At 59.0% G+C, this 18670-nt stretch carries 14 protein-coding genes, 2 tRNA genes and 3 rRNA genes; 8 read left to right on the plus strand and 11 right to left on the minus strand.

Going from position 1 to position 18670, the window contains the following annotated elements; translation table 11 throughout:
- Positions 1 to 7: 7 nt before the first annotated feature.
- The 8 genes from N805_RS20025 to tyrS all read right to left on the minus strand — a co-directional run bounded on the left by N805_RS20025 (position 8) and on the right by tyrS (position 9053).
- On the minus strand, positions 8 to 757 hold the full coding sequence (locus N805_RS20025; protein ID WP_019473699.1) for a pantothenate kinase: 750 nt from the start codon (positions 755 to 757) through the stop codon (positions 8 to 10).
- Entirely contained in the window at positions 747 to 1706 is a 960-nt protein-coding gene (gene birA / locus N805_RS20030; RefSeq protein WP_019473700.1) for a bifunctional biotin--[acetyl-CoA-carboxylase] ligase/biotin operon repressor BirA, read from the minus strand. Before birA ends, N805_RS20025 begins: the two co-directional genes overlap by 11 nt.
- 270 nt (positions 1707 to 1976) lie before the next feature.
- Positions 1977 to 2092, minus strand: a 5S ribosomal RNA gene (gene rrf / locus N805_RS20035).
- A 134-nt stretch (positions 2093 to 2226) separates the two neighbouring features.
- A 23S ribosomal RNA gene (locus N805_RS20040) occupies positions 2227 to 5119 on the minus strand.
- A 244-nt stretch (positions 5120 to 5363) separates the two neighbouring features.
- Positions 5364 to 5439, minus strand: a tRNA-Ala gene (locus tag N805_RS20045).
- Between the two features lie 23 nt (positions 5440 to 5462).
- Positions 5463 to 5539 (minus strand) — tRNA-Ile (locus N805_RS20050).
- 85 nt (positions 5540 to 5624) lie between these two features.
- Positions 5625 to 7161: ribosomal RNA gene (locus N805_RS20055) — 16S ribosomal RNA — on the minus strand.
- Together the 16S, 23S and 5S rRNA genes with 2 tRNA genes alongside form the textbook arrangement of a ribosomal RNA operon.
- A gap of 692 nt (positions 7162 to 7853) precedes the next feature.
- The gene (tyrS, locus tag N805_RS20060) at positions 7854 to 9053 is read right to left on the minus strand and encodes a tyrosine--tRNA ligase (protein WP_019472956.1); all 1200 of its coding nucleotides are present in this window, start codon (positions 9051 to 9053) and stop codon (positions 7854 to 7856) included.
- Between the two features lie 212 nt (positions 9054 to 9265).
- Here tyrS and N805_RS20065 point away from each other — a divergent pair, with 212 nt between their 5' ends.
- Complete coding sequence (locus N805_RS20065; RefSeq protein ID WP_019472955.1) at positions 9266 to 10687, plus strand: peptidoglycan DD-metalloendopeptidase family protein; 1422 nt, start codon at positions 9266 to 9268, stop codon at positions 10685 to 10687.
- A 4-nt stretch (positions 10688 to 10691) separates the two neighbouring features.
- Positions 10692 to 11783: an anhydro-N-acetylmuramic acid kinase gene (locus N805_RS20070; protein WP_019472954.1), complete on the plus strand. Its 1092-nt coding sequence runs from the start codon at positions 10692 to 10694 to the stop codon at positions 11781 to 11783.
- A gap of 59 nt (positions 11784 to 11842) precedes the next feature.
- On the opposite strand, the gene erpA is transcribed toward N805_RS20070, so the two are convergent.
- Both erpA and argC read right to left on the minus strand, forming a co-directional pair.
- Positions 11843 to 12193 (minus strand): iron-sulfur cluster insertion protein ErpA, encoded by a 351-nt coding sequence (gene erpA, locus N805_RS20075; RefSeq protein WP_003255511.1) that lies wholly within the window; start codon positions 12191 to 12193, stop codon positions 11843 to 11845.
- A 145-nt stretch (positions 12194 to 12338) separates the two neighbouring features.
- Complete coding sequence (gene argC / locus N805_RS20080) at positions 12339 to 13373, minus strand: N-acetyl-gamma-glutamyl-phosphate reductase (RefSeq protein WP_019472953.1); 1035 nt, start codon at positions 13371 to 13373, stop codon at positions 12339 to 12341.
- A gap of 142 nt (positions 13374 to 13515) precedes the next feature.
- Between argC and hemJ the strand changes: the two genes are divergently transcribed.
- The 6 genes from hemJ (at position 13516) to N805_RS20110 (ending at position 17942) form a co-directional block, all read left to right on the plus strand.
- Positions 13516 to 13941: a protoporphyrinogen oxidase HemJ gene (gene hemJ, locus N805_RS20085; RefSeq protein WP_019472952.1), complete on the plus strand. Its 426-nt coding sequence runs from the start codon at positions 13516 to 13518 to the stop codon at positions 13939 to 13941.
- A 28-nt stretch (positions 13942 to 13969) separates the two neighbouring features.
- Positions 13970 to 14926 (plus strand): NAD(P)H-dependent flavin oxidoreductase, encoded by a 957-nt coding sequence (locus N805_RS20090; protein ID WP_019472951.1) that lies wholly within the window; start codon positions 13970 to 13972, stop codon positions 14924 to 14926.
- A gap of 67 nt (positions 14927 to 14993) precedes the next feature.
- Positions 14994 to 15776 (plus strand): SDR family NAD(P)-dependent oxidoreductase, encoded by a 783-nt coding sequence (locus tag N805_RS20095; RefSeq protein ID WP_019472950.1) that lies wholly within the window; start codon positions 14994 to 14996, stop codon positions 15774 to 15776.
- 63 nt (positions 15777 to 15839) lie between these two features.
- Positions 15840 to 16178, plus strand: coding sequence for a histidine triad nucleotide-binding protein (locus N805_RS20100; protein ID WP_003255518.1), 339 nt, complete (start codon positions 15840 to 15842; stop codon positions 16176 to 16178).
- Between the two features lie 65 nt (positions 16179 to 16243).
- Complete coding sequence (coq7, locus tag N805_RS20105; RefSeq protein WP_019472949.1) at positions 16244 to 16891, plus strand: 2-polyprenyl-3-methyl-6-methoxy-1,4-benzoquinone monooxygenase; 648 nt, start codon at positions 16244 to 16246, stop codon at positions 16889 to 16891.
- A gap of 10 nt (positions 16892 to 16901) precedes the next feature.
- The gene (locus N805_RS20110) at positions 16902 to 17942 is read left to right on the plus strand and encodes a hypothetical protein (protein ID WP_019472948.1); all 1041 of its coding nucleotides are present in this window, start codon (positions 16902 to 16904) and stop codon (positions 17940 to 17942) included.
- Between the two features lie 122 nt (positions 17943 to 18064).
- Here N805_RS20110 and N805_RS20115 read toward each other — a convergent pair whose 3' ends face one another.
- Entirely contained in the window at positions 18065 to 18487 is a 423-nt protein-coding gene (locus N805_RS20115; RefSeq protein ID WP_004376171.1) for an OsmC family protein, read from the minus strand.
- Positions 18488 to 18670 lie beyond the last annotated feature (183 nt).

Raw genomic sequence — 18670 nt, forward strand, 5'->3', positions numbered from 1 at the left:
AGGCACCTCAATCCAGTGGACAGGCCATAGCCAGGCCAACGAAAACCAGGTCAGGGACGACACGCGCCTGTGGCACCGCCTCCCTCACCAGCGGCGCATCACCCCCGGTAAGGAATACCGTGAATTCGTCACCCCACAGCGCACGCGCCTGCTCAAGCTGGGTACGCGCGAAACCCTGAAGCATCAACACGCACCCCCGCTCGACTGCTTCGACGGTAGAGCGGCCCGGCGACAGACTGGTCAATGCGCGCTCGGCAGAGGCATCGTCATAGCGAATACGCCGGGTGTGGGTACGCAACTGACTGCGCATCAATGGCATGCCCGGACAGATGTAGCCACCCAGATGTTCGCCGTCTGCGGCAACAAAGTCCGCTTTGGCAGCGGTACCCAGGTCAATCACCAGGCACGCGCCCTTGGCCAGGTGAAATGCACCCAGCGCCGCCAGCCAACGGTCCATGCCCAGACGCTGATAGTCGTCATAACCGTTGCGCACACCGGCCATGCGCTGCGCTGGATGCGCAACATGCGCCTGCACGGAAAATGCCTGGGCTATCAACGCACACAGCGCATCGGTTTCTTCCTCGCTGCGCACACTGACGATGCGGCAACCCGTCAGACGCACCGAGGCCATCGCGGTCACTTCGGCCAGCAGTGCTTGATCGGAATCGACGATCCCGCCACCTTCAATCATCGCATCAGCGGTATGGATTACACGCCACTTGATGAAGCTGTTACCGCAGTCGAGCTCAAGAATCATCACGCAACCTCAAACTGAGCTCACCACCACTGAAGCTCTTTTCAACTCCGTCCACCTCAAGGCGCAAGCCGCCCTGCCCGTCGACGCCAAGAACCACGCCATCAATACGTGTGCTACCGGCAACCAGTGAAACATTGCGCCCCTGCCAAAGGTGCGCCTGCTCCCATTCCTCCTGGAATGCGGCAAACCCGTAGCGACGATGGCGTGCCAATTCGTGCTGCAATTGCTGATTGAGCGACGCTACCAGGTGGTTACGGTCTACAGCCGCACCCACCTCACGCTGCATCGACGTCCACTCCTGATCAACCTCGGCGTTGACCTGCATGTTCACATTGATACCAATACCCAGTACCACATGACAGACATCGGCCGGGTCACCCACCAACTCCAGGAGAATGCCAGTGATCTTCTGCCCACGAACCAGTACATCATTGGGCCATTTAAGCCCTACATCCTTTACGCCGAACGCCTGCAGCGTGCGCATTACTGCAATCCCCACCACCAGGCTCAAGCCTTCGAGCTGGCGCATGCCGCCATCCACCCGCAAGACAAGGCTGTAATAGAGGTTTTCAGCAAATGGGCTGACCCATTGCCGGCCACGTCGGCCGCGGCCTGCGCTTTGCCGCTCGGCCAAGACGAGAAATGGCGCTACCTGCCCTTGATTGGCAAGCCTCAAGCCTTCGGCGTTGGTCGAGTCGATGATTTCGTGGATAAAAACCGGCCACTGCTCGCCTTCAGCAAACCCGGCGATTGCCTGTGCCTCGAGCAAAGCCAGTGGTGCCGCCAGCTGATAACCGCGCCCACGAACCTTGTGAATGGTGAGGTTCAGCTCGCTCTCCAGGTGCTGCAGCTGCTTCCAAACGGCGCTGCGACTCACCCCAAGGGCTGCCCCCAGAGCTTCTCCGGAATGGAACCGGCCATCCTTGAGGAGATTCAACAACTTCAGCATGCCAGTCTCAACTTGGAATAAGGCAGGCATGATAGCCATGGGCTGTTGGCTTGCATAGGAAAAGGGCCTGGATACCTGGCGTTGCACCCTACTCTGTAGGAGCAGCCTTGTGCTGCGAAGAGGCCATTGCAGCCGAAGACAATCTTTAGCCTTACCGGCCTCTTCGCAGCACAAGGCTGCTCCTACAGGGATTCAAGCTGGGCCGCAATTTTTCGCTCACAAAGGCAAAACCCCTACCTGCATGCGCAGATAGGGGTTTTGCGAAATGAATCTTGACGATGACCTACTCTCACATGGGGAAACCCCACACTACCATCGGCGATGCATCGTTTCACTGCTGAGTTCGGGATGGGATCAGGTGGTTCCAATGCTCTATGGTCGTCAAGAAATTCTGTAGCCAGAATGTCCAGATGGACAGCCCAGCGAATTCGGATATGCGATATTTGTGGTTCGTTGCGAACTTTCGGTTCGTATCATCTTCACCACCGCAATCTGCGTCAGCAAATTGCTTGGGTGTTATATGGTCAAGCCTCACGGGCAATTAGTATTGGTTAGCTCAACGCCTCACAGCGCTTACACACCCAACCTATCAACGTCGTAGTCTTCGACGGCCCTTTAGGGGATTCAAGATCCCAGTGAGATCTCATCTTGAGGCAAGTTTCCCGCTTAGATGCTTTCAGCGGTTATCTCTTCCGAACATAGCTACCCGGCAATGCCACTGGCGTGACAACCGGAACACCAGAGGTTCGTCCACTCCGGTCCTCTCGTACTAGGAGCAGCCCCTCTCAAATCTCAAACGTCCACGGCAGATAGGGACCGAACTGTCTCACGACGTTCTAAACCCAGCTCGCGTACCACTTTAAATGGCGAACAGCCATACCCTTGGGACCGGCTTCAGCCCCAGGATGTGATGAGCCGACATCGAGGTGCCAAACACCGCCGTCGATATGAACTCTTGGGCGGTATCAGCCTGTTATCCCCGGAGTACCTTTTATCCGTTGAGCGATGGCCCTTCCATACAGAACCACCGGATCACTAAGACCTACTTTCGTACCTGCTCGACGTGTGTGTCTCGCAGTCAAGCGCGCTTTTGCCTTTATACTCTACGACCGATTTCCGACCGGTCTGAGCGCACCTTCGTACTCCTCCGTTACTCTTTGGGAGGAGACCGCCCCAGTCAAACTACCCACCATACACTGTCCTCGATCCGGATAACGGACCTGAGTTAGAACCTCAAAGTTGCCAGGGTGGTATTTCAAGGATGGCTCCATGAGAACTGGCGTCCCCACTTCAAAGCCTCCCACCTATCCTACACAAGCAAATTCAAAGTCCAGTGCAAAGCTATAGTAAAGGTTCACGGGGTCTTTCCGTCTAGCCGCGGATACACTGCATCTTCACAGCGATTTCAATTTCACTGAGTCTCGGGTGGAGACAGCGCCGCCATCGTTACGCCATTCGTGCAGGTCGGAACTTACCCGACAAGGAATTTCGCTACCTTAGGACCGTTATAGTTACGGCCGCCGTTTACCGGGGCTTCGATCAAGAGCTTCGCTTGCGCTAACCCCATCAATTAACCTTCCGGCACCGGGCAGGCGTCACACCCTATACGTCCACTTTCGTGTTTGCAGAGTGCTGTGTTTTTAATAAACAGTCGCAGCGGCCTGGTATCTTCGACCGGCATGGGCTTACGGAGCAAGTCCTTGACCCTCGCCGGCGCACCTTCTCCCGAAGTTACGGTGCCATTTTGCCTAGTTCCTTCACCCGAGTTCTCTCAAGCGCCTTGGTATTCTCTACCTAACCACCTGTGTCGGTTTGGGGTACGGTTCCCAGTTATCTGAAGCTTAGGAGCTTTTCTTGGAAGCATGGTATCAACCACTTCGTCGCCTAATGGCAACTCGTCATCAGCTCTCGGCCTTGAAATCCCGGATTTGCCTAAGATTCCAGCCTACCACCTTAAACCTGGACAACCAACGCCAGGCTGGCCTAACCTTCTCCGTCCCTCCATCGCAATAACTGGAAGTACAGGAATATTAACCTGTTTTCCATCGACTACGCTTTTCAGCCTCGCCTTAGGGACCGACTAACCCTGCGTCGATTAACGTTGCGCAGGAAACCTTGGTCTTTCGGCGTGCGAGTTTTTCACTCGCATTGTCGTTACTCATGTCAGCATTCGCACTTCTGATACCTCCAGCAAGCTTCTCAACTCACCTTCACAGGCTTACAGAACGCTCCTCTACCGCATCACCAAAAGGTGATACCCGTAGCTTCGGTGCATGGTTTGAGCCCCGTTACATCTTCCGCGCAGGCCGACTCGACTAGTGAGCTATTACGCTTTCTTTAAAGGGTGGCTGCTTCTAAGCCAACCTCCTAGCTGTCTAAGCCTTCCCACATCGTTTCCCACTTAACCATGACTTTGGGACCTTAGCTGACGGTCTGGGTTGTTTCCCTTTTCACGACGGACGTTAGCACCCGCCGTGTGTCTCCCATGCTCGGCACTTGTAGGTATTCGGAGTTTGCATCGGTTTGGTAAGTCGGGATGACCCCCTAGCCGAAACAGTGCTCTACCCCCTACAGTGATACATGAGGCGCTACCTAAATAGCTTTCGAGGAGAACCAGCTATCTCCGAGCTTGATTAGCCTTTCACTCCGATCCACAGGTCATCCGCTAACTTTTCAACGGTAGTCGGTTCGGTCCTCCAGTCAGTGTTACCTAACCTTCAACCTGCCCATGGATAGATCGCCCGGTTTCGGGTCTATACCCAGCGACTAAACGCCCTATTAAGACTCGCTTTCGCTACGCCTCCCCTATTCGGTTAAGCTCGCCACTGAATATAAGTCGCTGACCCATTATACAAAAGGTACGCAGTCACCTAACAAAGTAGGCTCCCACTGCTTGTACGCATACGGTTTCAGGATCTATTTCACTCCCCTCTCCGGGGTTCTTTTCGCCTTTCCCTCACGGTACTAGTTCACTATCGGTCAGTCAGTAGTATTTAGCCTTGGAGGATGGTCCCCCCATATTCAGACAAAGTTTCTCGTGCTCCGTCCTACTCGATTTCATTGATAAGAGATTTTCGTGTACGGGGCTATCACCCACTATGGCCGCACTTTCCAGAGCGTTCCACTAATCTCAAACCAACTTAAGGGCTGGTCCCCGTTCGCTCGCCACTACTAAGGGAATCTCGGTTGATTTCTTTTCCTCAGGGTACTTAGATGTTTCAGTTCCCCTGGTTCGCCTCTTGCACCTATGTATTCAGTACAAGATAACCAGCTTATGCTGGCTGGGTTCCCCCATTCAGAGATCTCTGGATCACAGTCTGTTTGCCGACTCCCCAAAGCTTTTCGCAGGCTACCACGTCTTTCATCGCCTCTGACTGCCAAGGCATCCACCGTATGCGCTTCTTCACTTGACCATATAACCCCAAGCAATCTGGTTATACTGTGAAGACGACATTCGCCGAAAATTCGCACGTTGCTCTTTCGAGCAGAACTCACAAATTTTACCTTAGCCTGATCCACCAGCAGTGAAACTGGTGTTCAGTCTATTTCTATCACATATCCGAATTTTTAAAGAACGATCTGACAAAAGTCAGAAATCAACATTCATCAACGAATGTTCATTTCTAAGTTCTGACAAGTGACTGCGTACGGCGAAAGTGGTGGAGCCAAGCGGGATCGAACCGCTGACCTCCTGCGTGCAAGGCAGGCGCTCTCCCAGCTGAGCTATGGCCCCGTATTCTAGGCTGCACCATGTAATGGTAGGTCTGGGCAGATTTGAACTGCCGACCTCACCCTTATCAGGGGTGCGCTCTAACCAACTGAGCTACAGACCTATAACAGGGTCGCGTTACAGCATCGTCTTTTACAATGAATCAAGCAATTCGTGTGGGAGCTCATCAGCAGGCTGATGTCGTCGATTAAGGAGGTGATCCAGCCGCAGGTTCCCCTACGGCTACCTTGTTACGACTTCACCCCAGTCATGAATCACACCGTGGTAACCGTCCTCCCGAAGGTTAGACTAGCTACTTCTGGTGCAACCCACTCCCATGGTGTGACGGGCGGTGTGTACAAGGCCCGGGAACGTATTCACCGCGACATTCTGATTCGCGATTACTAGCGATTCCGACTTCACGCAGTCGAGTTGCAGACTGCGATCCGGACTACGATCGGTTTTGTGAGATTAGCTCCACCTCGCGGCTTGGCAACCCTCTGTACCGACCATTGTAGCACGTGTGTAGCCCAGGCCGTAAGGGCCATGATGACTTGACGTCATCCCCACCTTCCTCCGGTTTGTCACCGGCAGTCTCCTTAGAGTGCCCACCATTACGTGCTGGTAACTAAGGACAAGGGTTGCGCTCGTTACGGGACTTAACCCAACATCTCACGACACGAGCTGACGACAGCCATGCAGCACCTGTGTCAGAGTTCCCGAAGGCACCAATCCATCTCTGGAAAGTTCTCTGCATGTCAAGGCCTGGTAAGGTTCTTCGCGTTGCTTCGAATTAAACCACATGCTCCACCGCTTGTGCGGGCCCCCGTCAATTCATTTGAGTTTTAACCTTGCGGCCGTACTCCCCAGGCGGTCAACTTAATGCGTTAGCTGCGCCACTAAAATCTCAAGGATTCCAACGGCTAGTTGACATCGTTTACGGCGTGGACTACCAGGGTATCTAATCCTGTTTGCTCCCCACGCTTTCGCACCTCAGTGTCAGTATCAGTCCAGGTGGTCGCCTTCGCCACTGGTGTTCCTTCCTATATCTACGCATTTCACCGCTACACAGGAAATTCCACCACCCTCTACCGTACTCTAGCTTGCCAGTTTTGGATGCAGTTCCCAGGTTGAGCCCGGGGCTTTCACATTCAACTTAACAAACCACCTACGCGCGCTTTACGCCCAGTAATTCCGATTAACGCTTGCACCCTCTGTATTACCGCGGCTGCTGGCACAGAGTTAGCCGGTGCTTATTCTGTCGGTAACGTCAAAACACTAACGTATTAGGTTAATGCCCTTCCTCCCAACTTAAAGTGCTTTACAATCCGAAGACCTTCTTCACACACGCGGCATGGCTGGATCAGGCTTTCGCCCATTGTCCAATATTCCCCACTGCTGCCTCCCGTAGGAGTCTGGACCGTGTCTCAGTTCCAGTGTGACTGATCATCCTCTCAGACCAGTTACGGATCGTCGCCTTGGTGAGCCATTACCTCACCAACTAGCTAATCCGACCTAGGCTCATCTGATAGCGCAAGGCCCGAAGGTCCCCTGCTTTCTCCCGTAGGACGTATGCGGTATTAGCGTTCCTTTCGAAACGTTGTCCCCCACTACCAGGCAGATTCCTAGGCATTACTCACCCGTCCGCCGCTGAATCGAAGAGCAAGCTCTTCTCATCCGCTCGACTTGCATGTGTTAGGCCTGCCGCCAGCGTTCAATCTGAGCCATGATCAAACTCTTCAGTTCAATACTGCTTGGGTTTTTAAGAAACCCTAAACTTGGCTCAGCAATCTCAAATGACTATGTGATTTCTCGCATGGTCACTTGTGATGCTGATAATCTTTTTGACTATCAGTCCGTACTCACAAGCACCCACACGAATTGCTTGATTCGATTTGTTAAAGAGCGTTTGGTTAAGAGCTTTTCGTCTCAACCGAGGCGCGCATTCTACGCTTTCCTCAGAGCCTGTCAAGCGTTTATTTTGAAGTTTTTTGCGAGAAACTCGTTTAGCTTCAAACACTTAACTCGCTGCGATCTCTCGTAGCGGGAGGTGAATCATACAGCGTTTAGAAGCGCTGTCAACCACCGTTTCAACCGCTTGCGATCATTTGATCGTAGCCCTTCCAGCATCACCTTAACTACCTAACTCATTGAATCTCAAGGAGTTTGTCGTTCCGATGTCGCTGGAAGTGGGGCGCATTATAAGGGGATTCGAGAGGGCGTCAACCTTTAATTTCAAGAAACTGAAATATGAGGGAAAAAGACCCTATGAAGGCCACCAGATGTCCGCCACAACACATGCAGCGCCTGGGAGATCGAGCGCCGCGCGGGCGGCGCTCGATCTCCCAGGCGTTGCAAGCCTCAAGGCGCCCCCCCAAAAAACAAAGCGGGGAGGCCTTTCGGCCTCCCCGCTTCTATATAGCTACACCTACAAGCGCTCACTCAGCCTTGAGGGTAACCCGCGCAAATGACTTTTTGCCCGCCTGGCACACATGGGTCGCACCCAGCGCAAACACGAAGTCACGATCCACTACCGCACCATCGACTTTAACAGCGCCGCCACTCAGCAGGTCCCGCGCCTGAGCCGAGTTCTTTACCAGGCCAGCCCGGTTCAGTACGGCAGCAATCGGCAAGTCTTCCGCTGCTGCCACTTCGACTTCCGGCAGGTCTTCCGGCAACTCGCCTTCTTTCATGCGGTTACCTGCACCACGGTGAGCGTTGGCCGCAGCCTCCTCACCATGGAAGCGCGCAACGATCTCTTCGGCCAGCTTGATCTTGATGTCGCGCGGGTTGACACCCTTGGCGACATCAGCACGGAACTGCTCGATCTCTTCCATCGAACGGAAGCTCAACAGCTCGAAGTAACGCCACATCAAGGTATCCGGGATAGAGACCAGCTTGCTGTACATCACCCCCGGCGCTTCCTGGATACCTACATAGTTGCCCAGCGACTTGGACATCTTCTTCACGCCATCGAGCCCTTCGAGCAACGGCATGGTCACGATGTTCTGCGCTTCCTGGCCATAGGCGCGCTGCAGCTCACGCCCCATCAGCAGGTTGAACTTCTGATCGGTACCACCCAGCTCGACGTCCGCCTTCAGCGCCACCGAGTCATAGCCCTGCACCAGCGGGTAGAGGAACTCGTGAATGGCGATCGGCTGGTTGGTGGTGTAGCGCTTGTCAAAGTCATCGCGTTCAAGCATGCGCGCCACGGTGTACTGCGACGCCAGGCGAATGAAGTCAGCCGGGGTCAGCTTGTCCATCCAGGTGGAGTTGAACGCAACCTCGGTCTTGGCCGGGTCGAGAATCTTGAACACCTGCTGCTTATAGGTCTCGGCGTTGTCCAGCACCTGCTCACGGGTCAGCGGCGGGCGCGTGGCGCTCTTGCCGCTGGGGTCACCGATCATGCCGGTGAAGTCACCGATCAGGAAGATGACCTGGTGGCCCAGTTCCTGGAACTGACGCAGCTTGTTGATCAGCACCGTGTGGCCAAGGTGCAGGTCAGGCGCGGTCGGGTCGAAGCCGGCCTTGATGCGCAGAGGCTGGCCGCGCTTGAGCTTCTCCACCAGTTCCGACTCGACCAGTACTTCTTCCGCGCCGCGCTTTATAAGCGCCAGCTGCTCTTCAACCGACTTCATAGACAAACCCGCAAGGCTCAGATTCAGGGGGAGCCAACCATACAAGATCGGCCGCCAAATACAAGTTTCGCAAAGGAATGTGACCCGGGCACGGGCTTGCGGCGTCTACGCGCCCTTGCGTGAAAATGGATTTGGTTATATTTTATACAGTTATTTCATCTTCATCATGTCATTCATCTTTTCCATTTCACTTTTTCAAAGTCACCTTACCCATGACCAACCAACCGCCTAAAGCGCCCCCGCTTTATCCGAAAAGCCATCTGTTGGCGGCCAGCGGCATTGCCGCCCTGCTGAGTCTGGCTTTGCTGGTATTCCCCTCCAGCGAAGTGGAAGCCAAGAAAACCACCCTCAACCTCGAGCTGGAGAGCCCTGCCGAGCAGCTGAAAGACGAATCTCGCGCTGCGCCCCTGGTGCACGCCGAAGGTGAGCAAGGCTCGCCATTCGCCCAGATCGAAGAAGCCGCCCCCAAGACCCAGGCGGCCGAGCAACCCGCCCCTGCCGCCGAACCCGTCGCCGAAGCCGCCAAGGAGCCTGGCCACCGCGAGGTCACCGTGGCCCGTGGCGACACCCTGTCCACCCTGTTCGCAAAGGTCGGCCTGCCGAGCAATGCCGTGCACGATCTGCTGGCCAGCAACAAGCAGGCCAAGCAGTTCAGTCAGCTCAAGCACGGCCAGGTACTGCAGTTCGAGCTCGACAAAGACGGCCAACTGGCCAGCCTGCACAGCAAGGTCAGCAACCTCGAAACCATTCGCCTGACCAAGTCCGCCAAGGGCTACACCTTCAACCGTGAAATCAGCAAGCCCGTGGTGCGCACTGCCTACGCCCATGGCGTGATCAAGAGCTCGCTGTCGGCTTCGGCCCAGCGCGCCGGCCTGTCCCACAGCATGACCATGGACATGGCCCGGGTACTGGGTTACGACATCGACTTCGCTCAGGATATTCGCCCGGGCGACGAGTTCGATGTGGTCTACGAGCAAAAGGTGATGGACGGCAAGGTCGTCGGCACCGGCAACATTCTGTCCGCCCGCTTCACCAACCGCGGCAAGACCTACACTGCCGTGCGCTACACCAACAAGCAGGGCAACACCACCTACTACACCGCCGACGGCAACAGCCTGCGCAAGGCCTTCATCCGTACCCCGGTGGACTTTGCCCGTATCAGCTCGCGGTTTTCCGCTGGCCGCAAACACCCGATCCTGAACAAGATCCGCGCCCACAAAGGCGTCGACTACGCCGCCCCGCGCGGCACGCCAATCAAGGCTGCCGGTGACGGCCGCATCGAGCTGGCCGGGCGCCGTGGCGGTTACGGCAACACCGTGATCATCCAGCACGGCAACCGCTACAAGACGCTGTACGGCCACATGCAGGGCTTTGCCAAAGGCATCAAGACTGGCAGCTCGGTGAAACAAGGCCAGATCATCGGCTACATCGGCACCACCGGCCTGTCCACCGGGCCGCACCTGCATTACGAGTTCCAGGTCAACGGTGTGCACGTGGACCCGCTGAGCCAGAAAGTGCCTATGGCCGACCCGATCACCAAGGCCGAACGCCAGCGCTTCCTGCAGCAGAGCCAGCCGCTGATCGCCCGTATGGATCAGGAAAAGGCCACCCTGCTCGCAGCGAACAAGCGCTAAGGCCATGGCGCTCTACCTGGGGGTGATGTCCGGCACCAGCCTCGATGGCCTGGACATTGCCTTGATCGAACAAGGCGAGCAGCTTGAACTGCTCGCCACCCATTACCTGCCCATGCCCGGCGATCTGCGTCAGGACCTGCTTGCACTGTGCAGTAGCGGCCCTGACGAGATCGCGCGCGCGGCGCTGGCAGAAAACCGCTGGGCCAGCCTGGCAGCCGAAGGTATCCGTGAACTGCTGGCCCGTCAGGGGCTGCAGGCCGATGCCATCCGCGCCATCGGCAGCCACGGCCAGACCATCCGCCACGAACCCGCACGCGGTTTTACCGTGCAGATCGGCAACCCGGCGCTGCTCGCCGAGCTTACCGGCATCAGCGTGGTTGCCGACTTCCGCCGCCGCGATGTGGCTGCCGGAGGCCAAGGTGCACCGCTGGTACCGGCCTTTCACGAAACCCTGTTCGGTCACCTGGGCCAGCGCCTGGCAATCCTGAATGTGGGCGGCTTCAGCAACCTCAGCCTGATCGAGCAGGACAAACCGGTCCACGGCTTCGACTGCGGCCCGGGTAATGTGCTGCTGGATGCCTGGATAGAGCGCAAGCGCGGCCAGGCCTACGATGCAGATGGTGCCTGGGCGGCCTCGGGCGTGGTGCAGGCGGGCTTGCTCAGTGCATTGCTGGCCGACCCGTTCTTTGCTGGCAGCGGCCCGAAGAGTACCGGCCGCGAGGTGTTCAACTTGCCTTGGCTGGATGGCCACCTGGCGGGCCTGCCCGCTTACCGGGACGAGGACGTACAGGCGACATTGCTGGAGCTTACCGCGCGCAGCATCATCGATTCGCTGAGCACTGCCCAGCAGGGCACCGAAGCGTTGCTGGTGTGCGGCGGTGGCGCACGTAATGGCGCCCTCATGGCCCGCCTCGGCCAACTGCTGCCCAAGGCACGTGTCGCCAGTACCGGCGCCCATGGCGTAGACCCTGACTGGGTCGAGGCCATGGCCTTTGCCTGGCTGGCTCATTGCTGCCTCGAAGGCATCAGCGCCAACCGCCCAAGCGTGACGGCGGCCAAGGGCCTGCGGGTGCTGGGCGCAATCTACCCGGCATAACTGCTACGCCAGAAAGCAAAACGCCGCGCAATTGCGCGGCGTTTTCGTACGGCCAGTTCTCAGATCGAGAACGAGGACCCGCAACCGCACGTAGTGGCAGCGTTCGGGTTCTTGATCACAAAGCGCGATCCCTCCAGGCCTTCCTGATAGTCCACCTCAGCGCCAGCCAGATACTGGAAGCTCATCGGGTCGACCACCAGCGACACGCCTTCGCGCTCGACGATGGTGTCGTCTTCGGCCACATCCTCATCGAAAGTGAAGCCGTACTGGAAGCCCGAGCAGCCACCACCGGTCACGAACACCCGCAGTTTCAGACGTTCATTGCCTTCCTCATTGACCAGGTTCTTCACTTTCTGGGCTGCCCCATGGGTGAATTCCAGACCGGTAGGGGTGAAGGTTTCGACGCTCATGTTGACTCTCCCGGCGCAGTTGCCGCCTTAAAACTCGATGACGCGCATTATCCGCTTTCCCGAGAAAATTGGTCAAGAATTGTGCGGCTTTAGTCGCGACTGACAAAAAGGCCCGCGCAAGGCGGGCCTTTCGATCGCTGCTCGCTTACGGCAGCAAGCCCGCGTGGGACAGGCCCATACGCTCGTCCAGGCCGAACAGGATGTTCAGGTTCTGCACCGCCTGGCCGGAGGCACCTTTCACCAGGTTGTCGATTACCGACAGCACCACCACCAGGTCACCGCCTTGCGGGCGATGAACGGCAATGCGGCAGACGTTGGCGCCGCGCACGCTGCGGGTTTCCGGGTGGCTGCCAGCGGGCATCACATCGACGAACGGTTCGTCGGCGTAGCGTTTCTCGAACAGCGCCTGCAAGTCGACCGAGGTATCGACAACATTCGCGTACAGGGTGGCGTGGATGCCACGGATCATTGGCGTCAGGTGCGGCACGAAGGTCAAGCCAATGTCCTTGCCAGCGGCCAGGCGCAGGCCCTGGCTGATTTCCGGCAGGTGACGATGGCCCTTGACCGCATAGGCCTTCATGCTTTCGCCGGCCTCGCAGAACAACGAGCCCACTGCCGCGCCACGACCAGCGCCGCTGACCCCCGACTTGCAGTCGGCAATCAGGCGCGAGGGGTCGGCAAGGCCCGCTTCCAGCAGCGGCAGGAAGCCCAGCTGGGTGGCAGTGGGGTAGCAACCCGGCACAGCGATCAGGCGCGCCTGGCGAATCTTCTCGCGGTTGACTTCAGGCAAGCCATACACCGCGTCCTTGAGCAGCTCTGGCGCACCGTGCGGCTGGCCATACCACTTGCCCCACTCGGTGGCATCCTGCAGGCGGAAGTCAGCCGAAAGGTCGATCACCTTGGTGCCAGCCGCCAGCAGTTCGCCGGCCAGGGCATGAGCAACACCGTGCGGGGTGGCGAAGAACACCACATCGCAGGCAGCCAGCGCTTTGCTGTCCGGCACGCTGAACGCCAGCCCGTCATAGTGGCCGCGCAGGTTCGGGTACATGTCCGCCACCGCCACGCCCGCCTCGGAGCGCGAAGTGATGACCGCCACTTCGGCCTGTGGATGCTGTGCCAGCAGACGCAACAGTTCGACGCCGGTGTAACCCGTGCCGCCGACGATACCGACCTTGATCATAACGCTTGCCCCTTATCAACGAGCCGTCTGGAAAGCGCACGATAATAGGGGCGCGAAGCGCCTGTAACAACTCTTCGGGTGACCCTTCGGGCGCTTGACCACTACTATCTGACGACCGTGAATACCTGAAGGAACTCCCTCCATGCTTTACCTATGGATCAAAGCGCTGCATATCGTCAGCGTGGTCTGCTGGTTCGCCGGCCTGTTCTACCTGCCCCGGCTGTTCGTCTACCACGCCCAGAGCGAGGACAGCGTCAGCCAGGAACGCTTCGTGACCATGGAACGCAAGCTGTACCGCGGCATCATGAACCCGGCGATGATCGCCACCTACGTGTTCGGCGCGTGGATGCTCTACCTAACCCCCGGCTGGCTCAGCCAGGGCTGGCTGCATGCCAAGCTGACCCTGGTCATCCTGCTGACCGGCTACCATCACATGTGCGGTGCCCAGCGCAAACGCTTCGCCGGCGGCAACAACACCCGCAGCCACGTCTACTATCGGTGGTTCAACGAAGTGCCCGTGCTGTTCCTGCTGGGCATCGTCATTCTGGTGGTGGTCAAACCGTTCTGACATAGCCACCCGTTCAAGGAGCCTTGCCATGTCGCTACCTGCCTCGCTCGATCAACGCCTGCGCCTGCCTGTGGTCGCAGCGCCGATGTTCCTCATCTCCAACCCCAAACTGGTACTGGCGTGCTGCGCCAGCGGCGTGGTCGGCAGTTTCCCGGCCCTTAACCAGCGCGACAGCGCCGGCTTCAAGGCCTGGCTGGAGGAGATCGAGGCGGGCCTTGCGCAATTGCAGGCGCCAGCCCCCTATGCAGTCAACCTGATCGTTCACCCGACCAACCCACGCCTGCAGGCCGACCTGGCGTTGTGCGTGGAACATCGCGTGCCGATCGTCATCACCAGCCTGGGGGCGGTCAAGGAAGTGGTCGATGCCGTGCATGGCTACGGGGGCCTGGTGTTCCACGATGTCACCACTCGCCGCCATGCCGAGAAAGCCGCGCAAGCGGGTGTCGACGGCCTGATCGCCGTGGCTGCCGGCGCTGGCGGCCATGCAGGCACCTGGAGCCCGTTCGCCCTGGCCGCAGAGATTCGCCAGTTCTTCGACAAGACCCTGTTGCTGGCCGGCTGCCTAAACCACGGCCACGAAATCCTCGCCGCACAATTGCTGGGCGCCGACCTGGCCTACATGGGCACGCGTTTTATCGCTACTACAGAAAGCCAGGCTCAGGATGCCTACAAGCAGATGCTGCTCGATGCCCACGCCGCCGACATCATTCACACCCCGGCAGTGTCCGGCATACCTGCAAGCTTCCTGCGTTCGAGCCTGGAGCAGGCTGGCTACGACATGAACGCCCTCAAAGGCGGCCACGAGCAAGGCAAGCTCAAACCTATCGACGACGAAGCCAAAGCCTGGAAGACCGTATGGTCGGCAGGCCAGGGTGTCGGCGAAATCCATGACCTTCCCAGCGCCAGTGCGTTGATCGAACGGCTCCACAGCGAGTACCGGGAAGCCCTGGAACGCTGCCAGATTCTGCGCGCCCGCACCTTGTAGCAAAACGCAACACCTTGCCCGGCCAAGCTGTACACTAGGCGCCCTCTTCCGCCCCCAGGAGCCTTGCATGACCCGTTACGCCATGATCACTGGTGCTTCCAGCGGCCTGGGCCTGGCCCTGGCGGAAGCGCTGGCACGGCGCGGGCGCAACCTGATCCTGGTGGCACGTCAGCGGGAAACGCTGGAACCCGTGGCCATCGAGCTGACCCAGCGCTTTGGTGTCGAGGTGCTGTTCCGCGCCTGCGACCTCAGCCAGCCGCTGCGCCTGTCTGGCTTCGTACTCGAACTGGAAGAAGGCGAACGGCGTATCGACCTGCTGGTCAACTGTGCCGGCTTGCGCACCTACGGGCCGTTCCTGGCCCATGAGTGGGCCGACGAACAGGACCTGCTGGAGGTCAACGTTCTGGCCCTGAGCCGCCTGTGCCACGCCATCGGCAACCTGATGGCCGTGCAGGGTGGCGGGCAAATCCTCAACGTCGCTGGCCTGGCCGGGGTGGCACCCGGCCCGTGGATGGCGGCCTATGCCGCCAGCAAGGCGTACGTGCTGAGCTTTTCCCAGGCACTGCGCGAAGAGCTCAAGCGTGCCGGCATCAAGGTCTCGGTGCTGTGCCCGGGCCCAGTACGCTCCCCGCGCCGGCGCATTGCGGGGCTCGATGGCAAACCCCGCTGCCTCAGCCCCGAGGAAGTAGCGCTATACACCGTGCGTGCGCTGGACAAGAACCGCGCACTGATCGTGCCCGGCCGGCGCAACCGCTGGCTGGCGTTTGCCCCGCGCCTGCTGCCGCGCTGGCTGGTGTGCAAACTGGCCGGGGCCATTCACCGCCGCTATTGCCCGGCCGGTATGGAATAGCCACTGGGCGAGCGGCGCTCGGCTGAGTACACTCGGCCCGACCCTCACCATGGAGCAAGTGCTGTGGACGATCTATTCCTCAAAATCATCAACCGGGAAATCCCGGCGGATATCATCTACGAAGACGACCAGATCCTGGCCTTCAAGGACATTGCACCCGCGGCACCGGTACATTTTCTGGTCATCCCGAAAAAGCACATCCGCACGCTCAATGACCTGACCGAAGAAGACAAGGCCCTGGCTGGCCACATCCTGTTCACCGCCCAGCGCCTGGCTGTCGAGCAAGGCTGCGAGGAAGGGTTCCGCGTGGTCATGAACTGCAACCCGAAAGGCGGCCAGACCGTCTACCACATCCATATGCACGTGCTTGGCCAGCGCCAGATGAACTGGCCACCGGGCTGATCCACGGCAAGCGACCCCGCCGCTATTGCGGTAAACTGTCGGGCACATTCTTGCGGAGGTGCCCGATGGCTACCGAACGTCACTACTCGCCGCTCGACCGCTTGTTGCTGCAGGCCGATACCGCCATGCGCACCTTGCTGCCCTTCAGCGGCCAACCCGCCCGCCCATCGCCGGCCATCGTCCAGCCGGACGTCGACCTGGACGAGCAGCAGGCCCGCCACATCGCCGGGCTTATGCGTATCAACCACACCGGTGAAGTGTGTGCCCAGGCGCTGTACCAGGGCCAGGCACTGACCGCCAAGCTGCCCGAAGTACGCAAGGCCATGGAGCATGCCGCCGAGGAAGAAGTGGACCACCTGGCCTGGTGCGAACAGCGCATTCGCCAGCTGAACAGCCACCCAAGCGTACTCAACCCCCTGTTCTACGGCATGTCGTTCGGCATTGGCGCACTCGCCGGGCTGGTCAGCGACAAGGTCAGCCTGGGCTTCGTCGCCGCCACCGAGCACCAGGTGTGCAAGCACCTCGACGAGCATCTCGAGCAGATTCCGCACGAAGATGAAAAGTCCCGGGCCATTCTCGAGCAGATGCGCGTCGACGAAGAGCAGCACGCCGAGTCCGCCCTGGAAGCCGGTGGTTATCGCTTCCCGGCCCCCGTCCGCTTTGGCATGAGCTTGCTGGCCAAGGTCATGACCAAGAGCACCTACCGCATCTGAAGGCATCGCCATGACGGACCGTTTCGACGCCAAGGACCTGGCGCGCGCCGTGCAAGCCGGCATTCTCCAGCCGGGCCAGGACCAGGCCCTGCTGGTATTCCTGCGCCAGCAACCGGCACACCGGGGGAGCTTCCAGCTGGCCCATGTCGCGTTCTATTTTGGCGCCATGCTGATCATGGCGGCCATGGGCTGGTTGCTCACCGAAGCCTGGATGAGCATCGGTGACAGCGCGCTGTTGGTCATCGCCAGCCTCTATATCCTGCTGATCACCTTGTTCGCCCTCAACCTGCAGCGCCGCGGCCAGCCCGTGGCTGCCGGGGTGCTGGCGGCCGTCGCGGTCAGCATCGTGCCACTGGCAGTGTTCGCCATCGAACGCCTGGCCGGCTGGTGGCCACTGGATGACGCGCAAGCCAACTACCACCAGTACTACACCTACGTGCAGGGTGGCTGGCTGGCGATGGAAGCGGCCACGGTACTTGCCGGGTTGCTGATGCTGCGGCTGATTCCCTACCCGTTCGTCGTCATGCCGATAGCCGTGGCCCTGTGGTTCATGTCGATGGACCTGAGCGAATGGTTGTTCGGTTCGCCGTTCAGCTGGGAACAGCGCCGTGAGGTTTCGCTGTGGTTCGGGTTGGCTTTGCTGGTGGTGTTCCTGGTGATAGACGGCCGCACGCGCGAGGACTACGCCCGGTGGGGCTACCTGGCCGGGCTGGCGGCGTTCTGGGGCGGGTTGACACTGGTGGACAGCGGCAGTGAATTGGGCAAGGCCCTGTACTGCCTGATCAACATTGCGCTGATGGGCATGGCGGTGCTGCTGCGCCGGCCGGTGTTCATGGTGTTTGGTGCGCTGGGGGTGGCGGCTTACCTGGGATACCTGTCGTACGAGGTGTTTGCCGAGTCGCTGCTGTTCCCGGTGGTGGTGACCTTGGTCGGGCTGGGGGTTATCTGGCTGGGGCTGGTCTACCAGAAGCGGCGGGAGCGGTTGAGCCAAGTAATGCGAGGATGGCTGCCAGGGTGGGTGCAAGCTGCACTGCCCGCCCTTCGAAGCTGATATTGTCGGGGCTGCTTCGCAGCCCATCGCGACACAAGGCCGCTCCTACAAGGGAGCGCGTACTTCCTGCAGGAGCGGCCTTGCGTCGCGATGGGCCGCGAAGCGGCCCCAAAATCTTGGCTTTAACCCAGCTCTACAATCTCGTACCCATGGGTAATCTCCACCCCGGCACGCTCGAGCATGATCGAAGCCGAGCAGTACTTCTCTGCCGACAGCTCCACCGCCCGCTTTACCTGCGCTTCTTTCAGCCCACGCCCTTTCACCACGAAGTTCATGTGGATCTTGGTGAACACCTTCGGGTCTTCGCTGGCGCGCTCGGCTTCCAGAAACGCCTCGCAGCTTTCCACCGCCTGGCGCGATTTCTTCAGAATGCTCACCACATCAAAGCTGCTGCAGCCACCCAGGCCCAACAGCAACATTTCCATAGGGCGCACACCCAGGTTGCGGCCGCCGGCCTCGGGCGGGCCGTCCATCACGACGACATGGCCACTCCCCGATTCGCCGAGGAACATGGCCTCACCGGCCCACTGGATACGTGCCTTCATCTACCCGGACTCCTGATATTCGGAAAAGGCTGTCAGCTTAGACCTTGTGCGGCTGTGGGAAAAGCACGAGACGTGTCGGTTTAGTACCGAAACATCCGGTGACGTCTGATAAGCTGGCGCCAAATGAATGGCGCTCGCCGCCAGACAGCCTTATAAAAAGCCTCTGCGTCGTATCGAACAGGA

This window comes from Pseudomonas putida S13.1.2 (assembly GCF_000498395.2).
In the GTDB taxonomy this organism is placed as follows: domain Bacteria; phylum Pseudomonadota; class Gammaproteobacteria; order Pseudomonadales; family Pseudomonadaceae; genus Aquipseudomonas; species Aquipseudomonas putida_Q.